The following is a 23,606-nucleotide window of genomic DNA, read 5'->3' on the forward strand; positions in this document are numbered from 1 at the left end:
GCGCCGCGGCCCCGCCGGCGGCCAGCTGCCAGGAGCTTCGGGCGCGATCGCGCCGCGGCCCCGCCGGCGGCCAGCTGCCAGGAGCTTCGGGCGTAATCGCTGCGCGGCCCCACCGGCGGCCAGCTGCAGGAGCTCCGCGCAGCGATCGATCCGCAGTCCCGCCGGTGGTCAGCTGCAGGGATCCGTTCCGGATGCGAAGGTGCCCTATCGGTTCCAGCTACCAAGGTGCTTCACGCTCGGATGCCAATTGCCCCGCAGCCCCGCCGTCTAACCTCACTATTTGGTTTCTAATAATTAATTATGTAAACGTCCTACGCTCATGAGCATTCCTTTCGGTTCCGGTTCAGCTCACACTCGACCTATGGACAAGCCAAAAGCAGGCTTGCCCACAGGATCTCGGTTCGCTGACCGGCTGTTCTCCCCCCTGGGGCGCTGACGCGCCATCATCCAACTCACTATCTTTTTTTTGGAAAAACTAGAATGAAAATGAAAGCCAAGTCAAAGGATGCTTTGCTATGCAAAGCCAAAGAATAATTCATCCTCCCCACTCCCGCCCCTGCATTAGGCGGCGATCTATGACCACCAGAATCTTTTTCAAAACGAGAAAATTTTACTTGACGCACTCGCCGAAGGCGAAGGATCATGGTTTCTGCTAGGTGGACACAGATCGCCTTATCCCGAGAGCGCTTAAAAAAGCGCAAAGGGATAAGGCGATAAGGGTTTGGTTTCGCCGTCACGCATGGGAGAACGGCTTCCCGGCCTTGTTTCCAGCCGCTCGAGGAGCGACCAACGCGCAGCCCTATCAGGCTGCCAATTCCTTCTGGAGAATGTCTCCGGCTAGGTTACGGATCCTATAGACCTCGCCGCCACTACAGCTATCGGAATTGCTTCTCTAACCGCGATCCACTCTCCCTTGAACGGTTTCCAGCAAGGTTCGATCGAGCTTTATATCGCGTACTTTTCGGATCGGTCACGGCCCCCGTTGGAGTCACAACGCATCGGGCCGTACTTCGTTTCGCTTATGCTTGTCCCCCGCCGTGCCTGTTTTGGGTAGAAGGGGACCAATAAGGCTTCACGGGCTGCTAGTTAGGCAGCCAATGGCCACGACTCTACGTGGCAACCCTCGACGTCACCCATCGCATGGCCATAAGTCTCACGCCGCGACGGGGCAGGTTTTTAGAGCGGTCTCCTGAGCCCGCTTTCGTTTCCTAAAGAAGACAATAGGAAACCAGGCCTCCGTCCCCCATTTTTTCAAAAATGGCGTACGAGGCATGTACATGCTATTCAATTGCACTGCTATATGTAGGACAGCAGTCGAGCTGCTGGACTTACCGAAACAAAAAAAGTCCTGTGTCTCCACAAGGAGACACAGGACTTCCGCGATTAGAAAAATCTCGCACAATGGATATGTAAATATCATCTTAGTGGCTTGAAAGGCCAAAAAGATAATGCTACAATAGGCATACAAAACGCCATTGTGATTGCGGTTCCTGTTCTACCGAGTGCTTTTCGGTTTAACAGCATAGGGTCGCCAAACCCTCTACTGCTTGAACAATGGTATTTTATTTTCAATTCAGTCCAGGGGGCCAACCCTGGGCTTTCTTTTTGTTTCAATCTCTATCTATGTTTATAGCACACCCTCCTAAATAAGGAAAGAGGTCCTATGCCTCATCCACTTGTGGATAACGTACCACCTTATTCTCACAGCGTCATACAACTTGTATTACAAGGTCCATGATTTTCAACCGTCTCACGGTATTATGAGTGTAATACAGATGACATACTGCATTAAAAATGTATTACATTAAAATAAAAAAAATTGTAGAAAAAAAGATTATTAAAGCTAGTATTCTAACTGGAAATCAATATTATCTCTCTTCTCCCCCGTCAGCCATATCACCGCCGGCCAGCTGAACAAGGCTAGGCTATTCCGAAGTCACTACTCGGTCAGCTGCTCCGGATCGCCCTTCTTCCCGTTAGCAGCCAGCTACCAGGTTGCCCTGCGCTCGGATTCATCCGCGGGCTCACCTGCCCCTGCTCCCGGCTGCAGGAGCTCGCGCTCCCTATCGTGCCGCGGCCCCGCTGGCGGCCAGCTGCAGGGATCCGCTTCGGATGCACCGACGGCCAGCTGCAGGGATCCGCTTCGGATGCACCGACGGCCAGCTGCAGGGATCCGCTCCGGATGCGCTGGCGCCCAGCTGCAAGATCCGCTCCGGATGCGCTGGCGGCCAGCTGCAGGGATCCGCTCAGCGGCCTCGCCGGCGGCCGGCTGCCAGGTGCCAGGTGCTCCGCTCAGCGATCGCGCAGCGGCCACGCGGTGGCCAACTGCAGGATCCGCTCCGGATGCGCTAGCGCCCAGCTGCAGGGATCCGCTCCGGATGCGCTGGTGGCCAGCTGCAGGTGCTCCGCTCAGCGGCCCCGCCGGCTGCCAGGTGCTCCGCTCAGCGATCGCGCAGCGGCCACGCGGTGGCCAGCTGTAGGATCCGCTCCGGATGCGCCGGCGGTCAGCTGCAGGTGCTCCGCTCAGCGGCCCGCTGGCTGGCCAGCTGCCAGGTTGCTCCCCGCAGCGATCGCGATGCGGCCCCGCCGGCGGCCAGCTGTCAGGAGCTCGCACTCCCGATCGCGCCGCGGCCACGCGGCCAGCTGCAGGAAGCTATGCAGAAGCCATGGATAATGTAGAAATCCACGTCCCTTTGAAAATGAGATTAAATATCAATATTTATTAGTCTATTGCCTCACTAGACTAATATGTTATAGTACCTTTAGCGGAGGAACCTGTGGTGGTTTGTGCGCTAAAAAAGGTCGCCAGGAGCGACCTTTTTTTATGTAATTATTGAAATAATTATCTTTAATGCCTATTCTCTTCTGGTGGGTCAAATGCGCCGGAATTGATCTTGCCAATTGCCATGTCGAGCACTTTGGCTTCATCCCGTCTATTTTCACGCTGGGAGTATTGCAGCTCGCGCTTCAACCACTCCAGCAGCTTTGTTTTGTCGATCATGTTCACGGAGCATCCTCCTCGATCAGGATCATCACTCATGGGCGGCCTCCTCTAATTGAACCTCACATTGAGGTGAGATAAGTTCTTGTCGTCAATTTGGTTCAGAAGGTCGTCCCGGCCATTCTCGGTTCGCAGCAGCTCCGTTTTCTCGCCGTTGGCGTCCACAAGATAAGCGATCAGCTTCATCTTGCTTCCAGTTTCATAAACCTCAATTTTCATCCGTACATCCTCCTTGGGACGCCCTCCGGCCTCCCTCTCGTTCCTCGGCCCGAGCCGGCGCAAATTGGACAGAGCCAGCCGTGTTCGTGGGTCAGCTTCCAGCCCGAACGCTTAAATTCCCCCACCGCTCGGCTAACCGTACCGCTTGCATCGTGCTGCCGTTCGTGGCAGCCGCCGCACTTTGCGTCAACCTTTATATCTTGTCATAAATAGAATCTTGCATGAGCAGTTGATTATTCAGCCAAACTTGTATTGCCGCCCCGTTATCCTGAAATTCAATTTCTTTATATTTTTTTAATGCTGCAGATTCTTCAAAAAATACGCCTACATTCCCGTCATAATTGCAAACGATATACACTTTCACACGTCCCACATCCCTTTTTTATCTTCTTAACTTCCATTTCCCTTCACTTTATTTTTCCGGTGATAATTAAAATAGCGCCGGCATTGAGTGCAGTAAGAGATGGTTTCACGGGTAGACCAAAAGGATAGAGGCGCGTCGTGCTCTTTCCCGCATTGAGAGCATTTTCCGTCTATTTTCCGTTTGAATCGACGCCGTCGAGCGGATTCTCGCCAACGACAGCGGTCAGAGCAATAAAGCTTCGGAGTACCGCCTGGTCCATTCTCTATAATCACTTCAGTACAGCACGGAGACGCGCAAACTGGTAGGTAAACGGCTTTACTCATCATGCAATCTTCCTTTCAAATCGCTATGACTTGGCAAATTTCCTAAAGATGCCAGCGTACTCAGGTGCAACGTCCTGCGTGCGACCATCTGAGTAATATAGCTTACTGCCTTGGAAGTCGGCAATGTGACTCGGATTGACAAGTATGCCGTCCACGCCGGTATCCAGGAATCCGAACGCTCTTAGCTTGTCAGGCAGCTCGGCAACAATTCGAAAATCCTCGGCTACGGCTTGATCCTCAAGCTGCATTTCGGCCAGCTTGGACGCAGCGTAAAGGGCTCGAATCTGGTGAAGACATTCCGCATCGGAAAGCTCTGCGTCCTCCAGGACTTCAGCAATGTGCCCGAGAGTGACATCCGCAGGAACAAAGAAGTCCTGCGCCTCTTCTAGAAACAAATCGATCAGTGCAACCACGTTTTCAGTCTTCATTTGGTTTCCTGTCCCCCTCTTGGTTCAAACTTCCGTGGCTATCCGGTTAGCATTGGCGATGTGCTGCGCCATGCTCGGCGCCGTGTATACCCGCGTCGTGTTAATGTTTGAATGGCCCAGGACTTCGGCGGCGGCGCCGATGCCGTTTGCGTCAGCGTAGCGCTTTGCAAACGTGTGCCGGAGCTGATGGACGGAAAGATCTACTCCGGAGATTTCCCGCAGCTTGGCTAGGATGTGCTGCACAGCGCGGACGGAAAGCTGGTCGGATCGTTCGGATTGAAAGACGTAGAGGCCGCCGCGCTTGCGAAGAGAAATCCATTCCTTGAGCCGGGCGATTTCGGGCTTGGTCATCGGCACGATGCGGTACTTGTCGTTCTTGCCTTCCCGCACTATGATTCGTTGACCCGCGAAGTCTACGTCAGGAAGCGTTAAGGCGACCAGCTCGGAGACACGAAGGCCGGAGTTCAGGAAGACGGAGATAATCGCCTTGTGGAGGATCTTTTTCGTCGGAGAAAGCTGCTGCGTATCGATGGCGTCAATGAGGCGCCCGATCTCGTTGCCGGTGCCCCACTTCGCGAGGTTTTGCTTTTGGACGCTAAAGCTTTTGAGTTTATCGGCCACGTTCAGACGCATGAGTCCGGCTGAGAACGTGAAGGCGTAGAAGGAACGGAGCGCGGCCATGTACCGATTAATCGAGGTTGGCGCCCGCTCCGCTATTTTCAAATATTGCGTATATTCCCCGAGGTCTTGCCTGGAGGCTTGCAGGCCCCCGCCACCCGGTGTGGCCCCCCTCTCATTCTCGAGGTAGTCAAAGAAGAGGCAGATGTCTGTCGCGTAGTTGCTGACGGTCGTCTCACTCTTGCCTTGACCCAGCATGTGCTGAATGTAACGATCAAGAACCTGTGCGTTAGTCATCGTAAAAGGCCTCCAATATTATACGACGAATAGAACCGTCATATTATGCGACGAATTATATTCATTATACGACGAGTAGAAACCTACAATCAATATGGCTCGTCGTATAATGTCTATTATGCGACGAGTGAATAAGGTTAAAAAATTCTCAGTTAACTAACATTTTTTCATCAATTCTAAGAATGCCAGATTCTTTAAGAGCAGCTATAAAGAGAATATCCGCCTCTTCCTTTGTTAGAGTTTGAAAGGAAAACGATTGCCCGATATCCAATGTATAGGTGTAGACGCACGGAGCATGCTCAAGCCGGAAGGAATACAGCATCCCTTTTCTTATACCAATTACAAAAACTTGGCTTTCCGGATTTGCTCGAACCCAGTCCCCTAGTTCTAGTATTGTATGTTCAGGCTTGATTTCGGCTGGATCGACCCAACGATATTTCCATGTATCTCCCTGATCCTTGCTAACCTGCATTTTTTTCTTGGGCATAGACCTTCACCTCACTCCTGATTTTCTTTCGCCTTTCGCCCAGCTGGTGGGGTTGTTTTTTGACTTGCCAGCTCACGCTGCAATGCTGTTCGCTCTTCCTTTATAGCTGACAGCTCGTCCTTAACTGCCGCGAGCTGCACGTACAAGTCTCGAATCTCACCCAGGCGCTTCTCAGCAGATTCGCTGGCCGAACTCTGCAGTTGAGCCCGTAACTGAACCAGCTCAGTCTGACGCTGAAGCTCTGCCTTCTCTTGAGCCCGATCCAAGCGCTCCTGGAAGACGACTTCGTTACGAGCAGCATCCTCCTGATTGCGCAGCTCTGCCTCATGGCGCATTTTTTGCTCTTCCTGCAGTTGCTTCTCTAACTCAGCGGTCTTTCTTTTTGTCTCCTGCAGGGCTAGATCCAGCTTGCCGGCATTTTCGGTCGCTTCGATCTGTCGGGCAACGGTACCCTGCAGCTCACTAATTTCCTTTCGATATGTGGCTACGAGCTCATCGTTCTTCTCGTTAACGGATTCCAAGCTTTTAATCGTCTTTGCCCTTTCTTCAGCCGTTTGTGCCATCTCCTGCAGCTCCAGATCGACAGCCTTAACACGCGATCTCAGCTCTTGAATTTCAACCTCAGCTGTATGCAATTGCTCGGATGCCTTTGCTTGCTTCTCTGCGTGATCTTCAGTGAGCTGGTGCCTGAGTGCTCCTTCTGTCTGAATCATGGATAAGAATAGCTCGCCGGTGCGCTTGGTATGGTACTCAAGCTCCTCGAGCTGCTTGTCATATCCTAGCGCTCCTGTCTTCATATTTTGAAGCTCTACGAGACTGGCCATGTACTCTAGCATGTCCGTTCCTTTTGGCAAACCCGCTGCTTCCAGCGCAGCTTCAGCTCTTGCCTTGGTTCCTTCCGTAGTCCGAAAACCCTTTGTTGTTGAAGCAGTTGCCTCTTTCCGTTGCTCTTCCATTTCATCGTCTCCTTATCATTTGGGGCTTCTATATTCTTTATTATATCACATTGTTAACAAAGTAAACATTGTTAACCAGGTATTTATAAACAAAAAATTGTTTACTAACCGTTGTCAACCAAGGTTGCGGGGATTCCACCAACTCTCATGGGTGATTTTAGCGTGGTAAGAACTTGTGTTTAGAAAGGACCGCGACTTATTAAGGTTACTTAAATAGGAATTGACTATTTAGGTAACTTTAATTAGAATGAAAACATCTAATTTAGGTAACTTAAATAAAGGAGGGGCAAGCATGGCGGAGATGGAGAAGATAAAGCGCAAACGCGCGCCAGGGGCCGGCCGCAAACCGCAAGGCATTACGCGCAAGGTGTCACTGACGCTTACAGAGGATGAATGGGCTCAGATTGAAGCACTCGGCTTCTCGACGCTCTCAACTTATATCAAACAGCAGCTAGCTACGTCAGAAACAGCTCCTACAGTACCCCACCCTTCGACTGCACACACCAACTTTGTATTTCCCGACCACAATCCACCCGCAGATCGAGCTGCTCGAGTTCCGGTCGCTCTTGATCGACGCGAGATTGCATTTACTCTTCGCTCTGCAGCGAACGAGGCCAAACGCGCCGGTACGCCTGTTTCAGACGAGGACGTGGCTGAAGCCGAGCAACGTATCCTTAATATGCTTTTCCCCAAAGGCTCTGAGCATGCTCAGCTAGCTGTGCTCCATCAATACATTTGTCCCGCTACAGGAAAACGGTACGGCAGCGCTTATAAGATGTTGCTTGCGCTGGTTCCCCAAGCGCTTCAATGGCCAGCATACGACCGGGCTCGGAAAGAGGCTTCACAGGCCCGGCAATCAAAGGGGCCGCTTTACTTTGATCAGATACGGTAAGCACGAACAAAAAGCCCTCTGACCTGGAAGTCGTCGGGCTTTTATCACTGTGGCCATATAATAATTTGTCTAGTGGCTATTCTGGACATGATTCTCAGGTGACACTTAGTAGCGTAGCCGTTGGGTTCGCTAGAGAAATTACTACCTATTCCGGACTGCATTAACTAGAGCGATCGTTGAGACGACAAGAGCAACGACTGAGATAATCAAAGTCAATACGGTCAGGGTCATTGTAAACGATCCACTCCTTTAGTATAATTGTCGTAGGGAGAGGTTCCATTTTCGGATCCTCGGTTTCTGACCAGACCATTAGCGCCGTAAACGCTTGATGGTCTTTTTTTGTATTGTGGTTAGGGAGAGGACCCCTTTCGGGAATCCTCGGTTTCTGACCAGACCAGCTAGCGCCGTAAACGCTTGGTGGTCTTTTTCTTTTTGTGTCCACTTCGACTCTTCTTAGTTGGCTTCTTTTTCTTCTGGATGAGGACAGATGCGAGAGAGTTTAAGGAAGCAACTAAGTTGAGGATGGAAGTGACCAGCCTAAGAAGGTCTTCGTGGTTCATGGTTATCACCCCCTAACCACACCTTAATTATACCATTTTCAACACTGAATATGGGTGTTCTGGCAGAATAATAGCCCTCTCTCTCTTTCCCAGCCCAGCATCATTTCAATGTTCTGAGTCACTTCATCGGTCCAGCTACCAAGATACTCCGCGCATCAATCGTTGCGGGATTTTGCCGATGGCCAGCTGCCATTGCTCCGCGATCCGGATCCTGCCGGCCACGCCGGCGGTCAGCTGCAGATTTCGCGCTGCCGTTCGCTCCGAGGCCACACCGGTGGCCAGAGGATGGTGCGGTGGCCCTGCCGGTGGCCAGCTACAGGAGCTCGCGCTGCCCATTGCACCGTGGCTCCGCCTGCGGACAGCTACCAGGTGCTCCGCGCTCCGAATCCTCCGAGGACCCGCTGGCGGTCAGTTGCAGGTGCTTGCGCTGCCGTTCGCGCCGCGGTCACGCCGGCAGCCAGCTACCAAGTGCTTCGCGCTTACGAATCATCGCGCCGCAACCCCACTGGTGGCCAGCTGCATGGATCCGTTCCGGATGCGCCCGCCCAGCTGCAGGAGCTGCACTCCCGTTCGCGCCGCTGGCCAGCTGTATGGATCCGCTCCGGATGCGCAGGCGCGGCGGCCAGCTGCCAGGTGCTCCGCGCAGCGATCGCGCCGCGGCCACGACGGGCGGCCAGCTGCTGGGGCTCGCGCTTCAGACTGCGCCACGGCCCCACCGGTGGCTAGCTGCAGGTGCTCGCGCTTCTGTTCGCGCCGAGGCCCCACCGGTGGCTAGCTGCATCCGCTCCGGATGCGCAGGCGGCCAGCTGGAGGTGCTCCGCGCAGGGATCGCGCCGCGGCCCCGACGGCGGATAGCTGCAGGTGCTCGCGCTCCCGATCGCTCCGCCGCCCCACCGGTGGCTAGTTGCATAGATTCGCTCCGGATGCGCAGGCGCGGCGGCCAACTGCCAGGAGCTCGGCACAGCGATCGCGCCGCGGCCCCGACGGCGGACAGCTGCATGGATCCGCTCCGGATGCGCCGGCGCGGCGGCCAGCTGCCATGAGCTCGGCGCAGCGATCGCGCCGCGGCCACGACGGGCGGCCAGCTGCATGGATCCGCTCCGGATGCGCCGGCGGCCAGCTGCAGGTGCTTGCGCTGCCGTTCGCGCCGCGGCTACGCCGGTGGCCAGCTGCAGAAGCTCGCGCTGCCAATCGCTCCGTGGCCACGCCGGCGGCCAGCTGCATGTGCTCGCACTCCCAATCGCTTCGCGGCCCCGCCTGTGGCTAGTTGCAGGTGCTCGCGCTGCCGTTCGCGGCGCGGCCCCCCGCCAGCGGCCAACTGCTGGAGCTCGCGCTTCCGACCGCGCGCGGCCCCGACGGCGGCCAGCTGCAGGTGCTTCACGCTGCCGTTCGCGCCACGGCCCCGACGGCGGCCAGCTGCAGGAGCTCGCGCTCCCAATCGCTCCGCCGCCCTACCGGTGGCTAGCTGCATGGATTCGCTCCGGATGCGCAGTCGCGGCGGCCAGCTTCCAGGAGCTCCGCGCAGCGATCGCGCTGCGGCCCCGACGGGCGGCCAGCTGCATGGATCCTCTCCGGATGTGGCGGCGCGGCGGCCAGCTTCCAGGAGCTCCGCGCAGCAACGCGCAGCGGCCCCGACGTTGGCCAGCTGCATGGATTCGCTCCGGATGCGCCGTTGGCCAGCTGCAGGTGCTCCGCACAGGGATCGCGCCGCGGCACGGCAGGAGCTCGCGCTCCCGGCCGCGGCCCCGACGGTGGCCAGCTGCATCGATCCGCTCCGGATGCGCCGGCGCGGCGGCCAGCTGCCAGAAGCTCTGCGCAGCAATCGCGCCGCGGCCCCGCCGGCGGCCAGCTGTAGGAGCTCGCGCTCCGGATGCTGTCGCGTCCCGACGGCGGCCAGCTGCAGAAACTTGCGCGCTGCCATTGCGCCGAGCATTATCGGCTGAACGGCTGCAGGAGCTTGTGCTGCCAATCGGTCCGCAGCCATGCCGGCGGACGGCTACCAGGTGCTCTGCGCTCCGTCCCCGACGGCGGCCAGCTTCTGGAGCTCGCATTTCCCGTCGCATCGAGGCCGCGCCAGTGGCCAGTTACCGCTCTTCTCTGTCGATCGCTGCGCGCCCGCAGCCGGTGGCCAGCTGATGAAAGGGCGATGTGCAACTTTTCAAATTCAGGTTATCTTGTCTCCAGTTTTGATATATACTAGGAGTGTGAAGGGCTCAATATGCGCCCGCCAGCGCTGTCCCGAACACTTCTCCGACCGAAGAGCTGATAGTGTCCCGTCAGGCGGTCAACCTGTGGGAGGTTCTCTTCGCTCATCGATGTAGGTCAGGAGAGCTAGCAGAAAGCTGCCGAAAGAAAAAGCCGCAACCATTAGGTTGCGGCTTTTTCTTTATTTAATGTTGTGTTGCCTCCAATACGCATCATCCTTCAGATAAATCCTGACTGGCTGGCTCTGTTTCGTGTAGCCGGTGTTCGTCGTCAAGGTAAAGACAAAATACAAGTACTGATCATTCCATTTGATCATCTCTTTGTCCCATATGCTGCCGTTCCAGATGTCAGGCGCGCCTGGCATATTCGTCTGAAAGGTTGTTGCAACCATGTCCTTATTGAACATCTGAGCGTCTACTTTAACGATATTCGGGCCAACCGTATTAGCTCTCAGCATAAACCGTTCCCCAGGGAAGAAGTACCAAGAAGCACGTATTTCTTTCCCTGCAGCTTCTGCAGCTTTGTTGTACTTTAGTCGATTGGCTTCCCACTGGTCTGTGTGGAATACGGTCCCTGTAATTTGTATAGGGGTCACGTCGATCGTCTTGGTCACATCGCTACAAGCGCCTTTCGGATCGCACGCCTTCAAATGAACACGATAGCCATCTGGCTGAGCAAACGCAATTGTCGGTTCAATCGCTGCCGAACTGTTGCTCCATGAACTGTTCAGATGCTTGAACGACCATTCGTAGGTGAGCGGGTCGCCATCTGGATCTGTAGACCGATTGATTAAGTAAATCGTGTCTCCTTCCCAGATCGGCTTCACCTTCCAATCGAAGTCCGCTACCGGCGGGCGGTTCGTCTCGATGTAGAAGAACTTAGGATCGCTTTCTCCCCAGTCGTATCCATCGTAGACTCGAACCACGATATAGAGGTTTGTGTATTCCGGCAGATCGACGGTAGGCTGATACATGCCATCGTTTCCGTTCTTGATGCCCGAATCATGGACGATGACGCCCCCATAACGGTAGATCTTCACCTGGTACTTGGCTTGCGGATCGCTGTCGGCATCGCCATAGGTCCATTTGAACTTCGGACGGAATTCCGTCAGCTTTTCCGGCTTCGTCTGATCGGTCGAAGAAGGAACAAAGATGTTTGCGATCGGAATCCGGTTGACGACCTGGACCGTTTTTGAAACGGTGTCGGTCTGGCCAAGCTTGTCCTCCACCACTTGGCGGATCCGGAAGGTTCCCATCGTGCTGAACGTCTTGGTCCACGTCGTCCGGACCTGGCTGGCCATCGTTTCGGTTCCGCCATCCAGGTTCCGGATAAAGTAGTCGTGAGGCAGGTTTTGGCGTGCTCCATCCTCTTTGTCCCATGCGGTCGAGTCGATGCTGATCTCGACGCCTCGATACGTCGTTGCGCGGCTCAGGTTGAAGCCAGCATGCGGAGGCTCGTCCGGCTGCGGGAGGGTGCCCACATAGACGGTTTTCTCCGTGTAGTCGCTCCATGCCTCGTACTCGTCCTTAACCGCGAGCCCCACGGTGTACTCTCCGATCTCATCCGGCGTTACGAGCTTGGCACGCACAAACTTGCCGGACGGGGAGATGGAGTAGAATTTCTTCTCGAGCACGCCCTTGGTCCGGTAGTAGTCGATCCCCGTCGCTTCGGTGGAGTAATGGCTGCTGGACAGGTAGCGATCCGGGTCACGGCTGCGGTCGGTCCAAAGCACCGTTCCGTTCGAGGCAAGCGAGATATCGAAGTCCGAGATCGGCGGCCGGTGGATGATGACGTCGCGTACCGACTCATTGCTCTCCTTGCGGTATTCGTCGAAGTCCATCTTGGCATACAGATAGTCGGGATGCGGGTCATCCTTAGACTTGTAGCTGATCCGATACAGGCCTACCTTGTCGATGACGGCAGCCGGAGAGGTAAACCATTTGCCGCTCAGGGCAGACGCGCCGGACTTGCCGTCCTGGGCATCCAGGAATTTCTGGGCCAGCTGGACGTACTTCCAGGACGTCAGATCCTTGATCAACGGGTCGTTCTCCGTGTCCGTGTTCCGGATCGTGTAGATGAGGGGTCTCCCCACCAGGCCGACGCCGTTCAGGATCGTCGCCGTGCTGATCGGCGTGAGGTCGGTATAGCTCACCTGGTAAAATTCCGTTTTGGGAATCTCGGCGAACGGCCCGAATCTCCCTTCGGTGTACGTGGTCTCATTGATGTCGATGACCGGCGTGCCGTCCACGTAGACCTTGATCTTCCCGTCGAGAATTTGAATCTTGAACGCGTATTTCTGAGCCAGATTAATCGGATAGGATGAGCTCTGGAGCACCTTCCTCGTTCCCCCGGCGACCCGCACCAGACTGACGGAGTCGTGATTGACCTCGACGCGGTACATGTTCCGGTTGTCCTGCGCGTGGAACGAATAGCCCGAATAGAGATACGACGGAGCCGACATGTTGAGCTCCATCTTGAAGCTGTACGAGACATTCTTCATCTTCGCTTGTCCGAGCAGCTGGTTGTGGGAGGAGATATAGGCTCCCTCCGGCCGGCTCTCTCGAGGCGCATACACTTCCGTTCGGCGATCACTGGTCGCAACCGTAAAGGCTCCGCTGTTGATCGGCATGGCGTATTCCCCTACCGTAGCCAGCTGCGTGAGCGAGAAGTCAGACGTGCTGATCTTGTACAGCGCCTCCCGGCTTTGGAAGATAAAGTTGTTCTGATTATCGATCCGGATATTGCGATAAATGGTTTGCAGCTGAGGGTAATCCCGGATGGTCGTCATCGCACCGTTATCCTGGATGCGGATCAGCTTTGCTCCCCGCTCGGAGTTGTCCAGCAAGGCGTAATTCGTATCGGTCACGTGCATGATGCGGGTTCCGTAGTCAAACTTGGTTATTGGATCCGAGTACGAATACGGATGATTCCGGTCATAGATGCCGTAGTTCGTGACGACCCATTTCCCATCGAAAGTGACAAAAACACGATCGTCCATAACTCCCGAAATATTGGCCTGGAAGCGATCCGTATCCTCCTCGAGGTTCCGGCTATAATAGACTTTCGACGAACTGGAGAAGGTACGATACGACGAGGCGACATAGTTCATGTCTTTATCGACGCTGCCGGCGACAATGGACTCTGCTCCGACAATATAGTTGTGCTCATACTCGGTGTTGTTGTACCACTGCTTCTCCGTCTTCGCTCCGTCCCAGGTGTACGATGTCTTCAGTGGCGTTCCGTTGGCGCTGTTCTGGTACTCCGCATAGTAGTAGAGATGGTCGGAGAAGGCTGTCGGCAAGCTGCCTGCATTCAAGTTCGGCGTCGTCCCCAGTACCGTAGGGTAGTCGACTTTGAACCATTTTCCGTTAGCATACACTTCTCCCCGTATGGCAAACGGGGCTCCGGCAGGATTGATAAAGGAATCGGCGTAGTAGCTTCTGATTTTGCTCGCATCGCCATTTTTCCGGGTGTGCACGATTCCCGTGTACAGATCAACCGCGACGATGCCTTCCAGTCCCGTTCGGCTGCCGATTTTTATCCCATCCCGATAAAAATCGTACGTGTAGGCATACGTAGTTTTATCGTAATTGGAGACGGCCGTGACGCCGCCAGATAAAAGGGCTGACTGCATGAAACCGGTAAAGGATCGATCATCGACCGGATTGCTGCGTACGGTCCGAGGATAGCCGTCGCTTCCCACCATGAAGAGCTCCGCCCGGTTGAACGTCGCCCATGGAGCAGCCAAGGCTCCATTCGCTGGATTGTAGGCCCAGGAAGAGAGTTTCGTATCGGCTCCAAAGTTGCTGTTCCCCCACTTGGCTCGATCCTCTGCCATCGTTTTCGTGCTGATCGGCACCGTCACGAGCGGCTCCGGCTCCAAGCTTTCGGACGTGACATCGAACGATACCTGCGGGGCGTCGTTGATGACCTCAAAGTCAAAGTAGCCTGTAGCCTCCTTGCCGTAGTCCTCTTTTACATACACTTTGAACCGGTACCGGCCGACTTTAGCCCCTTTGAAGTCGAACGTCTTGTCTGCTCGCATGGTGATGGCGACTTCGGGTTCAGAATAGTTCCCGTCGTTATTCGCATCGTAGCGGTACGAGACTTGGTTCACCACGATGGTGTCTCCGTCCGGAGAATAGCTGGTGTTTTTGAACGCCACGCTTGCATTCCTCAGCGCTGGACTCGGAAACTCCAGCTTGGGAACCGGCGGCATATCTTCGAGGACAGTAAGCATCTTTTCGGCCGGCTGAAGCGACTTCAAGCCTAAGCTGTCATAGACATCCAGCTTGATCTTGTACTCGCCCGGCGTGTCGTAGATTTCTCTGACGCCAGACCACTCGTCGCGAGCATGATCGATGGTCCGCCCTTTGATTGGACTGTAGCTGCTGTTCCCGTCAAATTTAGGGGAGTAGGGCCGGTCTTCTCGGATTTGAGATGGACCATTGATAATCGGAATCGGGTTGGGTGGCACGACATTGATGCTGGTGCATCCGCTGCCGGTAGCCCCCCACTGGTCACGGACGGTGGCACAGATGGAATAGAATCCGTTCTGATCCATCGTGACGTTCGGGTACTCCCACATCATCGTCTCTCCGCCGAAGCGATTCGGTAAGTCCCGAATCCATTGGCTCGAGCTGCCGGCAAAATCATAGCCTTCAAATGTCACGCTGTCTCCCGGATCAGGATCCGAAATGCTGAGCACGTTCAGGGTCAGACGATCATTTTGAGGCGTTGAGGAGACCGGTTTCGTCGGATCGCCGGACGGATCGATCCATCCGATTTTAATGACCGGCGGGCTATTCTTGGCCGGCCCGGTAATGGTCAGCGTCTTGGGGCCGACCTCTAATTCGCCGCAGCTCGTCTTGAGAATCATGTAGACTTGGAAGGTGCCGACGCCTAGAAGGGAAGGCCATTTCTCGAACGGATACGACGTCTCCGTGGAGTAGTTGTAGTACGCTGGGCTCGTATAGGTGTAGGGGCCCTGTTTAATCTGCCACGTATGTGAGACGTATGTACATTTGTTGAGGACAAAATCCTTGGGCTTCAAGGAGAAGGTGTCCCGGTAGGCGATGACGGGTTTAATGACGTCGAAGTCGCCCGTAAAGCTTTTTTGCTCTTCTTCATAGAAAAAGCTCACAAAGGCATTTTTCTGCGAAGCTGTAAAGTTGGCCGTGACACTACTGCCAGATGCCACGGTGTTGGAATAGCTCGAGTAGGACAAGCTATTCCCGATTACCTTCCCCCACTTCCCATCCGCTTGAACGGTTTTGGTGGTCGGGATAGGAGTTACCGCTGTGGCCTGCTCGTCCCGTAGCTCGTAGGAACCTGTCGCTCCTTTTCGAACCATATGGCGCACTTTAAGCTGCGCGCCGGTAATATCGTAGACGTAGTATAGATAAAGGGTTTTGAAGGATCCATCGTACGGAGAAAGCGCGTATTCGCCTCCAGTTGGGTTAGAGAAAGCGGTTGGAGGCGTTCCCGTCGTTGTCTTTACGTAGCCGGCGTAGCTATAACCGGCTGCATCCGGATGCACAGGCGCAAAGGATTTTCCCTTCGTCAGCTCGACGTCTTTGTCCGGAAAGACTCCGGATAGACTTTGGCCGTCTCGAGTGACATGCCGGATACGAGCAGATCCATCAGCCTTCTTCTGATAATACAGGTTGAAGAACTTCGTATCGTAGGATCCATCATAAACGAACGAACCTGGGTTGCCCTCAACGATTGAGCCGCCGCTAGGAACGGAGGTTTGACTTTGTTTGTAGCCCACGTATTCATAATTAGGGTTAGCGGCAGGCGTTAATGAAACGGACTCCCCCTTCTTCATGCCCTTGGATTGATCTGCGAAGCTTTCATCAATATTGGTTCCATCCGTAGTAAAGTGATGGACGTCCAGGTTTCCGTTCAATTCAAACTTGTACAAGATCGGGAAGTAATAGCGGTAGCCTTGGACATTTGGAGAGCAACCTCCACAAGCTTGTTCCTCGTTTCTAATGTCATAAATACCGTCTGACGTGAGCGTTCCAGTTATTTCTACATCGAATGAAATACTGCTTGTATCCACCCCGGATATATTTTTTACTATTGGAGTACTCGGGTTTTTTCCAATGTAAAGTTCATAACTTCTATAGTTATCATTTGGCCTGGAGTTGTTAAAATAATAAGTATCTTCACTTGAGTTACTATTAAAATTTACAACAGAGACACTCTTCACCGTCCTACCTGGGAAAGAAAATGAGTACGGTGCTACCAATTTCGCATTTTTAGCGTTGGGAGCATAGGTAGTCCATTCTCCAGCTGAATTGCTCCAAATATCAAAATACATAAAACCAACAGCATACCTCATCACACTATTAGGATTATTCATATCTTTGGTAGGCTGTATTGATGCGTTTCCTAAAGGTTTAGCCGATGCAGTTTGAGGAGAGACAAGGAACGCGGTACAAATTTGAAGAATAATTGAAAAAATTAATGTACAACTTAAAAATTTTCTAAATGAGATCACAATAATCACTCATTTCATTTTTTATCGTAGATAATCATATATTTGAAATCAATCCTCAATTCTAGAAAATTAATATCTTCTAGTTTAAGTTTGTCCCAGGTTTTATCATTCAAAGTAATACTATCTGTCCGAACGGAAATCTGATAATATTGCATTTTGTATTGACCCACCAATCTTGAAAATGGATCCACACTACCACGAAGCCTTGCTTTATAATCCGAAGATAATAGCATTAGCGTTAAACCAAGTGAAGATCTATCATTAGAAATAGTTTGTATATATTCTTCTCCTTTACTATTGGTGGTGTTATTAATTCTATACATCGTAATATTCCCAATTTGTAAAGGTAAATTTTCATTCTTAATTACTAAAGCCTCGGTTAGAGTAACTTTTTCATAATTATCAAACGACACAAGCAAATGTTCGCGTCCCTTATAATAAGAATCAAACCTATTTTTGATAGGCACAGGCTTCAAGACGTCTTCTGCCTTCGGAACGTCCTTGCTTCCGATCCATACAAACTGGTTGATGCTATCCCACTCCACTGCCTCGCCGAAGCTCTCCGAAATCACCCGAATCGGCACCATCGTTGATCCTGCAGAGATAAACGATGCCCCGATCCCGGTCAGGGCTTTACCGTTCACGACAACCCGTTTCGTTCCGATCGTGAGTTGAATCTTCTTGCTCTCCTTGGTGATCGTGACTTCTTTTCCCGAGTAGGCAACTTTGGCGCCCAACGTCTCTGATACAGCCCGGATGGGAACGAAAACAGAGCCGTCCTTGAGTTGCGCTTTGCCCCCTGGCGTCTTCACCTTTCTGGCATTAAACAGAACTTCCACTTGAAGCTTGGCTTTGTTCACTCCTGGGCTAGAGCTGGCATGTGCGGAGTCCGCAGAAACAAAGCTGCCCCCGACCACGACAGCAAGCGCAGTTACGCCCGATACAGCTTTCAGTACGGCTTTCCGAGTCACGTTTTTCCAATTCACAAAAATCCCTCCTGGACTGTTCTTACTTCTATTATAGTACGTATCCTAATGACACGCTACCATTTCTAGGAATAAACCCACCAAATTTTTCCGCAGCTCCGCCGCTTGAATCACGTGATGAAGTTGTATCCCTTCCACTCGTGCGCGCCTGTTCGGTAGACCGTCGTATCCATGCCTGGGAGTCGCAGAGAATATTGCGCTTCTCCAGCATCAATGGAAACGATGACCGTAGGATGCGTGATGGCCAAGGTATATTGACTGATGTGCTGCACATACAAGCACGGATATCCGGACAAGCAAGGAGCTTGATTAACCGAGTCATCATCAAAGAACTCTATCGTATAAGTGACCTGTTCCGATGCGTAGGAATTGCGCAGCGGCATGAAATCCGGATCAAGCTTGAGGTTCTGGCGGATCAGCGCTTCCGCTGCCTGAATGCCTTCCTCACGATTAAAAACGAATCGGCCGTCCGCGTACGCTTCCGGATCCATGTATTGAGCTGCAGCTGCAGCTGCTTCTTGAGCCGTGAATTTCACTTGCTCGGTCTGCAGCTCGTGCATGTCGAAATCGGCCTGAAAGACCGTAAAGGTCATGCAGAGAACAACCATGACTGCCCCCATGATGAACCACTTCATGGCATCAGGACCTCGCTTGCAACTTGCCCACGCCTCGTATACGTCGTCTGGTTGTCACTAGGCGAGATGCCCCAGTAGGAAGATAAGGCTATAATGCTCCGAATTGGAATCTTGACCTCGTAGTCGATAAATTCCTGGTCATTGAAATCGTCACGCCGGTATTTGGGCGTCATCGTTGCTTGAACAGCGATTTCGGTGACGGAAAGATTTGTCTTGGCCGCAATGTCCTTTTTCATGGCCAAGATACTATCCGGCGTGAATCTGCCGGTGACACGAGCCTCCTGGGCATATTTGTTGACGACGGTATCGACGTTGAGGCGAAGGGTATGATTGTAGGTCTGGAGCGACCATTGAACGGGGAAATAGAGAAGAATGACGAACATAACTGCCGCGGCCAGGAACTCCTTCATGAAAAACACCTCTCTTTGGAAAGAATCCTCCCGGCCCGCGAGCCGGAAGGATCTGATTCAGCTGCGCTCGTTAAGGCGTAGTTGGGGCTTGCTCAAGCGTTTTGAGTGTTGTAACTTGAGAGCCGCCGATGCGCTTGCCTTCAGCTTTTATCGTGTCGTTTCCGGATCCCGAGACGTAGGTGTTCAGAAGAACGACAATCAAAATGACCATAACAGCGGTAGCAAGAAATTCTTTCATGAGATAATTGCTCCTTTTAATGTAATTTGATTTATATTCAAGTGTTGTTACACATGAACGCTATTCAATTGAGCTTAATCCTTGAATCATATCAATAATGACGCCGACAACCATGAAGTTAAGAAGAATTACGGTGAGGGAAAGCATGCATATGCTGTAAATTAAATTACTCTTTCGCATGTTGTTCTTCATGCGTTCCGTTTCTCGTTGACGCCTCATGACTTCCTGGAAGAGTACCATCTGCTGCTTCATTTCAATCGGATTCAGCTCGTCAAGCTTTCGGATGATCGAAGCAAAAGACTGGGCTTCCGGTGTTCCGATCGATCGGCCGAAATACTCGCAGGCCTGGTCTTTTTGTCCCATCAGCCAGAGCTGCTGCATCTGGTTCAGCGTAGGCCGAATCTTATCCGTAAACTTTTTGAGCTGCTCCAGAATGAAGGCTGAACCAGGTGGGCGATCCGCTTTCGTTATAGCCAGGTTCTTGAGCTGACAGATGGCTCGGTAAAGCTCGTTGTTCTTCTGAGACTGCCGGAACTGCCCCAGTCGATCTACGGCAATTCGGAAAGGAGATGTCATGCCCATAACCTTTTCGGAAGGTGCTGTCACAAAGAAAAGAATCACGATAATAACCGGTGTGGTGTACGAGATCCTCTGGCCGCCGGCAATGGATGAGCCGATCGTCAGCAGCAGTAGGCCAAAAAAACCGACGTGCCGGAAGATCTGGTACTGGATGAGGTTGATCGTAATCCCCGCCTTGCCGATGAGGGAATTAAGCTCATGCACATCCAGATTCCGAACCATGATGTCCTGCACGATTTCCATGGGCCTTTTCCTCACGACGACCTTTTTGGCTTGTTCCATCGTAAGGAAGAAAATCATTCCCACAGCCGCATACCCGACAGCACAGACGAGGTAATACATCGCCTGAGCATTCATGCTTGTCCCCCCTAGATGTCGTTTTTAGGTCTCCTCAAGAAGACGAAAATGAGCAAATTAATAAACATGAAGAGCAGCACTAGAAGAAAGGATTGAATGCCGTACTTGGAGCCGAATTGGTAGCTGATGAACTTGGACCATGAGAAATCAAAGTAATGGACGATGGCAAAAACAGAGGCAATATAGCTCACTGGTGCCACAAACTTGATAATCATGAAGGACTCCGAATTCTCCTGATTCCCCTTCTCGTTGACGGCCTTGGCGTTGGTGAGCTCATCAAGAATGTCATCGAGGGCTTCCTTAACGTTGTCTCGGTATACGATCGCCAAGTAGATGTTGTTGGCCAGCAGTTCCGCCCAGTTGGTCCCAAACGTGTAGGAAAAGGTCTTCGTAAGTCGTTCGATTTCTAAGCTGCTCCCGTTCTCTTTCACGCCCATGCTAAGGCGGGAAAGAGCCCTCCTCGAATATTTGGAGGTCCGAACTCGAGGAATGGTCTTGTCGATAGCCTCCAGCATGTTGAGATGATTGAGCTTGTACTGTGCAATCAGCTCGCTGATGACGGCATCGCCTTCATAGCTGCTCCCGATACGGATACGTTGTCTCCAAACGAGCAGGATGAGTGTCGGCATACCCCCCACAAGTAGCGAGATGACAAGGGCATTTATGAGCCCGGTACTGGATCCACTTAAAAAGAGTAGAGTCATCGCCGCAAGGGCGACAGAAAAGACCACATAGCTGTAAACGACGAAGGGAGAACCCGCACCAATCGTGGATGAAAGGAAGAGCTCCATCTTCGTGTAGAATCGACCTTTGGGCCTCCATTTCTCCTCGTCCGCGCCGCGGAAGCGATTCCGTTGCCTTCTCCGGAAAAAGGATGGGACGACCAGCGGAGAGACCGCCAGCCAAGCGCAGCCGACCGTTAAGAAGTAGATGAGGTAACGCAACAGTGTTTCGTATGCCATGGGCTCCCCTACCTCCTCATGAGCTCGAGATAAGGCAGCAAGATCGTGTTGTCCTCTTGCATCGGAAACTGCTTCGCGAGATGCTGCAGCTGCTCATTGAAAGAGCGGAAGGCTTCAGGATCTTCCTCCATCCCGATTTCTTTCTTGTCCTCCCCAACGTCATGGGCAAACGTCCAGGAATCGGTATCGAAGTGATACTTCATAATGCGGTGCATGCTGATTTGCAGCGTCTTTGGGTTGTACCGAATTTCGTACACGCCCTTCAGACGCTTTTGACTCTTGTCCTTGAGCTGAATGAAATGGAAGACGTAATGGAATGCCTTTGCCACCTTGATGGTATTGGCATACACATCGCCTCCATAGGACTGCACGATCTCATTGGCGACGTCGTAACAGAAGTCTTCTGGCTGCGAGCTGTGGAACGTGTTCTTGACCCTGCGCGTCCCTTTATTCGCAGCCTGGACGGCGATGCGAAGCGCAACGCCGTCCCGTGCCTCGGCCATGTTGATGTAGTCGCCGTCCGATCGCATAAGGCTCTTTACGATCTGCTTCAGCTCATCCCCATCTGCGACCAGTTGAATCACGGGGGCATTCGGCATAATGACATGCAGCGGGATCTCCGGATCCGTTTCCACTTGAATGCCCTCTAGCGTCGGATCCTCGTGAGATTGCCACGTAATGAGCCAGGATGTCTTGGCCGTACGAACCGCGCCCACTTTGGAGACATTGAATCCGACCTTGACCATGGATTTCCAAAGATCAATGCTTTCTACCGGAATCGTGCCTTTGCGTGCAAACTCCTCGAAGCTGTACTGCTGTATGACGTATTTCCGGTAGATGATGACCGGTTCCTTGGCGATCTCTGAATCATAGATCGTGATCCGGTTACCATTCAGCATGTACACTTCGGTGTAGCCATTTCGCATCCGCTTGTCAGGTTCGTTAAGCATCAAAGCCGTGATAAGCTGCCGCATCCGATCGCGCTTCATCCGCTGTGGCTGCAGCTCCATCTTGCCTTCTCGCAAGAAGTAGATCCGTTCCCCGACCTGCTTGCATGAGGAGCTTTCGAGATCCTGAAGCCATTCGTCGACTCCGGCAAAGCCCCAGACTTCCGCAAATAATGCGGAGACAAGATCCTTGTACCAACTCGGAAACCATTCCCCGCTCAAGTCTTGTTGCTTCAAGATTTGTCGGATGCGGTCTTTGTACAGGCTCACCTCAGCTTCGTATCCGATGATGGCTTTCTTTTGCATTTGCAGCAGCTCATCGGAATCAGAGCCCTTTTCGTCCCATTCCTGGTCAAAGCTTTTTTTTACCTGCTCGCACAGGGCCGCAAAGGCATCCATTTGAGAGGTTCCGGGAAAGCGTGCTTTTTTCTTTGTAGGCGAGGATGCTATCTGGCCGGCCAGATACTCATCCAAATGAAATTCTGGATGCCGTTGCGCGATCATCGCATCCATCTCCCCAGCTTCGCTCGAATGCCCATGGACTCTGCTTCAAGTGGAATTTCCTGTCTTTCCGTGATCGTCTTGGCAATTGCCGCGACGGCCGCGTCATAACGAGGTTCTTGCCCCAAGAGAGTCTTGGTCTCAACCTCTGCCTGCCACCCTTTGAAATCCAGATGAGGGATTTCGGCAAGGATTTTTGCCCCGTATACTTCTTCAATCTGCTTGTCCCTTATATTGCTCGGGACATGCTTGTTTACGATCAGCTGCATCGTGTCGCGATCAATTTGCATCGGGAGGAAGATCTGGTCAGCAAGTCGGAGAAAACGGTCCTTCACATGAGCCTGCTGGGTCGTCACCGCATATCGATACGGCGACGATCGCAGAGCACCAATACAGAGTCCGCGCTCCACGTTGCTGCCGGCGTCGATAAGGATGATGTCGTAGTCTGCAGCTGCCAGCCTGACGATCGTCTCAACATGCCGCGGCTGGTAATACCTAAGATCGCTGATGATGGATGGACCTTGGACAAAGAAAAGGTTGTCGTACTTCCCTTTATAGGCAGCCTTTTTGAACTCTTCAGAGTCCAAAATGTCGTTGAACAGGCGGAATTTCAAGTGATCCATTCCGGCTCCTTTTCCATCCAGAAGATCATCCATGTATTGGACCGGGCTTTCTAAATGGACAACTAGTACCCTGGCTTGGGAATGCCGTGCGATGTACTCGCCAACCGAATCCACGGTCATGGTGGTGCCGACCTTGCTGTCAGCACCGAAGAACACATGCACCTTGCTGTCTGGAGCCGTAGCATCGTGGTGGGTTTCCAGAACGATCGCATCCGTAATCTGACTTTCCGTCATGAATGGAGGCAGCAGCCTTAAATTTAAAGATGCTTCAATTTCTTCGCGTTGCTGCAGCATGGCTTCCGTCAGAATATAGAAACAGTGGATGGGCTCAGCTCGTTTTTGAAGCACCAGTTTCAGGTCCAGATAAGATACGTCCTTGCCATCGACCACGAGGACATCCGTATCTCCTGTTACAGATTCTCCATCGAATTTTGAAACGTTGAACCGACCAGAGCCAGCCAGCGTTTCGTAAAGGGGCACATTGCGGGACCAGAGTTGAACATTCATGCT

Annotated in this window: 17 protein-coding genes; 1 reads left to right on the plus strand and 16 read right to left on the minus strand. The window is 52.8% G+C overall.

The window, feature by feature from the left end:
* Positions 1-2,848 precede the first annotated feature (2,848 nt).
* The 7 genes from B8V81_RS25455 to B8V81_RS24355 form a co-directional block, all read right to left on the minus strand.
* Positions 2,849-3,007, minus strand: coding sequence for a hypothetical protein (locus tag B8V81_RS25455; protein ID WP_180968534.1), 159 nt, complete (start codon positions 3,005-3,007; stop codon positions 2,849-2,851).
* 45 nt (positions 3,008-3,052) lie between these two features.
* Complete coding sequence (locus B8V81_RS25460; RefSeq protein WP_180968535.1) at positions 3,053-3,220, minus strand: hypothetical protein; 168 nt, start codon at positions 3,218-3,220, stop codon at positions 3,053-3,055.
* A 193-nt stretch (positions 3,221-3,413) separates the two neighbouring features.
* Positions 3,414-3,584 carry a hypothetical protein gene (locus B8V81_RS25465; RefSeq protein WP_180968536.1) on the minus strand — a complete coding sequence of 57 codons (171 nt, stop codon included), beginning with the start codon at positions 3,582-3,584 and terminating at the stop codon, positions 3,414-3,416.
* Positions 3,585-3,930: 346 nt separating this feature from the next.
* Positions 3,931-4,335, minus strand: a complete 405-nt coding sequence (locus B8V81_RS24345) for a hypothetical protein (protein ID WP_101809498.1) — start codon at positions 4,333-4,335, stop codon at positions 3,931-3,933.
* Positions 4,336-4,359: 24 nt separating this feature from the next.
* Positions 4,360-5,250: a tyrosine-type recombinase/integrase gene (locus B8V81_RS24350; protein WP_101809499.1), complete on the minus strand. Its 891-nt coding sequence runs from the start codon at positions 5,248-5,250 to the stop codon at positions 4,360-4,362.
* Positions 5,251-5,398: 148 nt separating this feature from the next.
* Entirely contained in the window at positions 5,399-5,737 is a 339-nt protein-coding gene (locus B8V81_RS25040) for a hypothetical protein (protein WP_146000550.1), read from the minus strand.
* Positions 5,738-5,748: 11 nt separating this feature from the next.
* A complete protein-coding gene (locus tag B8V81_RS24355) occupies positions 5,749-6,693 on the minus strand; it encodes a coiled-coil domain-containing protein (protein ID WP_101809500.1) in 945 nt (314 codons plus the stop codon).
* Between the two features lie 292 nt (positions 6,694-6,985).
* Here B8V81_RS24355 and B8V81_RS24360 point away from each other — a divergent pair, with 292 nt between their 5' ends.
* Positions 6,986-7,585, plus strand: coding sequence for a hypothetical protein (locus B8V81_RS24360; protein WP_101809501.1), 600 nt, complete (start codon positions 6,986-6,988; stop codon positions 7,583-7,585).
* A 2,946-nt stretch (positions 7,586-10,531) separates the two neighbouring features.
* On the opposite strand, the gene B8V81_RS24370 is transcribed toward B8V81_RS24360, so the two are convergent.
* The 9 genes from B8V81_RS24370 to B8V81_RS24405 form a co-directional block, all read right to left on the minus strand.
* A complete protein-coding gene (locus B8V81_RS24370; protein WP_146000551.1) occupies positions 10,532-16,261 on the minus strand; it encodes a PKD domain-containing protein in 5,730 nt (1,909 codons plus the stop codon).
* A 611-nt stretch (positions 16,262-16,872) separates the two neighbouring features.
* A complete protein-coding gene (locus tag B8V81_RS24375) occupies positions 16,873-17,844 on the minus strand; it encodes a copper amine oxidase N-terminal domain-containing protein (protein ID WP_180968537.1) in 972 nt (323 codons plus the stop codon).
* Between the two features lie 110 nt (positions 17,845-17,954).
* Positions 17,955-18,479 carry a hypothetical protein gene (locus tag B8V81_RS24380; protein WP_101809505.1) on the minus strand — a complete coding sequence of 175 codons (525 nt, stop codon included), beginning with the start codon at positions 18,477-18,479 and terminating at the stop codon, positions 17,955-17,957.
* Entirely contained in the window at positions 18,476-18,889 is a 414-nt protein-coding gene (locus tag B8V81_RS24385) for a hypothetical protein (RefSeq protein WP_101809506.1), read from the minus strand. The genes B8V81_RS24380 and B8V81_RS24385 overlap by 4 nt, the downstream gene beginning before the upstream one ends.
* 70 nt (positions 18,890-18,959) lie before the next feature.
* Positions 18,960-19,127, minus strand: coding sequence for a hypothetical protein (locus B8V81_RS25470; RefSeq protein WP_180968538.1), 168 nt, complete (start codon positions 19,125-19,127; stop codon positions 18,960-18,962).
* Positions 19,128-19,187: 60 nt separating this feature from the next.
* Positions 19,188-20,063, minus strand: a complete 876-nt coding sequence (locus tag B8V81_RS24390) for a hypothetical protein (RefSeq protein ID WP_101809507.1) — start codon at positions 20,061-20,063, stop codon at positions 19,188-19,190.
* 11 nt (positions 20,064-20,074) lie between these two features.
* A complete protein-coding gene (locus B8V81_RS24395) occupies positions 20,075-21,025 on the minus strand; it encodes a hypothetical protein (protein WP_101809508.1) in 951 nt (316 codons plus the stop codon).
* A gap of 8 nt (positions 21,026-21,033) precedes the next feature.
* Positions 21,034-22,476 carry a P-loop NTPase family protein gene (locus B8V81_RS24400; RefSeq protein WP_101809509.1) on the minus strand — a complete coding sequence of 481 codons (1,443 nt, stop codon included), beginning with the start codon at positions 22,474-22,476 and terminating at the stop codon, positions 21,034-21,036.
* Positions 22,473-23,603 carry a P-loop NTPase family protein gene (locus B8V81_RS24405; RefSeq protein WP_101809510.1) on the minus strand — a complete coding sequence of 377 codons (1,131 nt, stop codon included), beginning with the start codon at positions 23,601-23,603 and terminating at the stop codon, positions 22,473-22,475. Before B8V81_RS24405 ends, B8V81_RS24400 begins: the two co-directional genes overlap by 4 nt.
* Between the last annotated feature and the right edge of the window lie 3 nt (positions 23,604-23,606).

Origin of the sequence: Paenibacillus pasadenensis (assembly GCF_002864175.1) — a bacterium.
Lineage (GTDB): Bacteria > Bacillota > Bacilli > Paenibacillales > Paenibacillaceae > Paenibacillus_O > Paenibacillus_O pasadenensis.

What these genes read in the sequence shown, in the direction of transcription:
- B8V81_RS25460 (WP_180968535.1), bottom strand. Translation starts at nt 3,220, where the DNA reads ATGAAAATTGAGGTTTATGAAACTGGAAGCAAGATGAAGCTGATCGCT.
- B8V81_RS24345 (WP_101809498.1), bottom strand. Translation starts at nt 4,335, where the DNA reads ATGAAGACTGAAAACGTGGTTGCACTGATCGATTTGTTTCTAGAAGAG.
- B8V81_RS24350 (WP_101809499.1), bottom strand. Translation starts at nt 5,250, where the DNA reads ATGACTAACGCACAGGTTCTTGATCGTTACATTCAGCACATGCTGGGT.
- B8V81_RS25040 (WP_146000550.1), bottom strand. Translation starts at nt 5,737, where the DNA reads ATGCCCAAGAAAAAAATGCAGGTTAGCAAGGATCAGGGAGATACATGG.
- B8V81_RS24355 (WP_101809500.1), bottom strand. Translation starts at nt 6,693, where the DNA reads ATGGAAGAGCAACGGAAAGAGGCAACTGCTTCAACAACAAAGGGTTTT.
- B8V81_RS24360 (WP_101809501.1), top strand. Translation starts at nt 6,986, where the DNA reads ATGGCGGAGATGGAGAAGATAAAGCGCAAACGCGCGCCAGGGGCCGGC.
- B8V81_RS24380 (WP_101809505.1), bottom strand. Translation starts at nt 18,479, where the DNA reads ATGAAGTGGTTCATCATGGGGGCAGTCATGGTTGTTCTCTGCATGACC.
- B8V81_RS24385 (WP_101809506.1), bottom strand. Translation starts at nt 18,889, where the DNA reads ATGAAGGAGTTCCTGGCCGCGGCAGTTATGTTCGTCATTCTTCTCTAT.
- B8V81_RS25470 (WP_180968538.1), bottom strand. Translation starts at nt 19,127, where the DNA reads ATGAAAGAATTTCTTGCTACCGCTGTTATGGTCATTTTGATTGTCGTT.
- B8V81_RS24390 (WP_101809507.1), bottom strand. Translation starts at nt 20,063, where the DNA reads ATGAATGCTCAGGCGATGTATTACCTCGTCTGTGCTGTCGGGTATGCG.
- B8V81_RS24395 (WP_101809508.1), bottom strand. Translation starts at nt 21,025, where the DNA reads ATGGCATACGAAACACTGTTGCGTTACCTCATCTACTTCTTAACGGTC.
- B8V81_RS24400 (WP_101809509.1), bottom strand. Translation starts at nt 22,476, where the DNA reads ATGATCGCGCAACGGCATCCAGAATTTCATTTGGATGAGTATCTGGCC.
- B8V81_RS24405 (WP_101809510.1), bottom strand. Translation starts at nt 23,603, where the DNA reads ATGAATGTTCAACTCTGGTCCCGCAATGTGCCCCTTTACGAAACGCTG.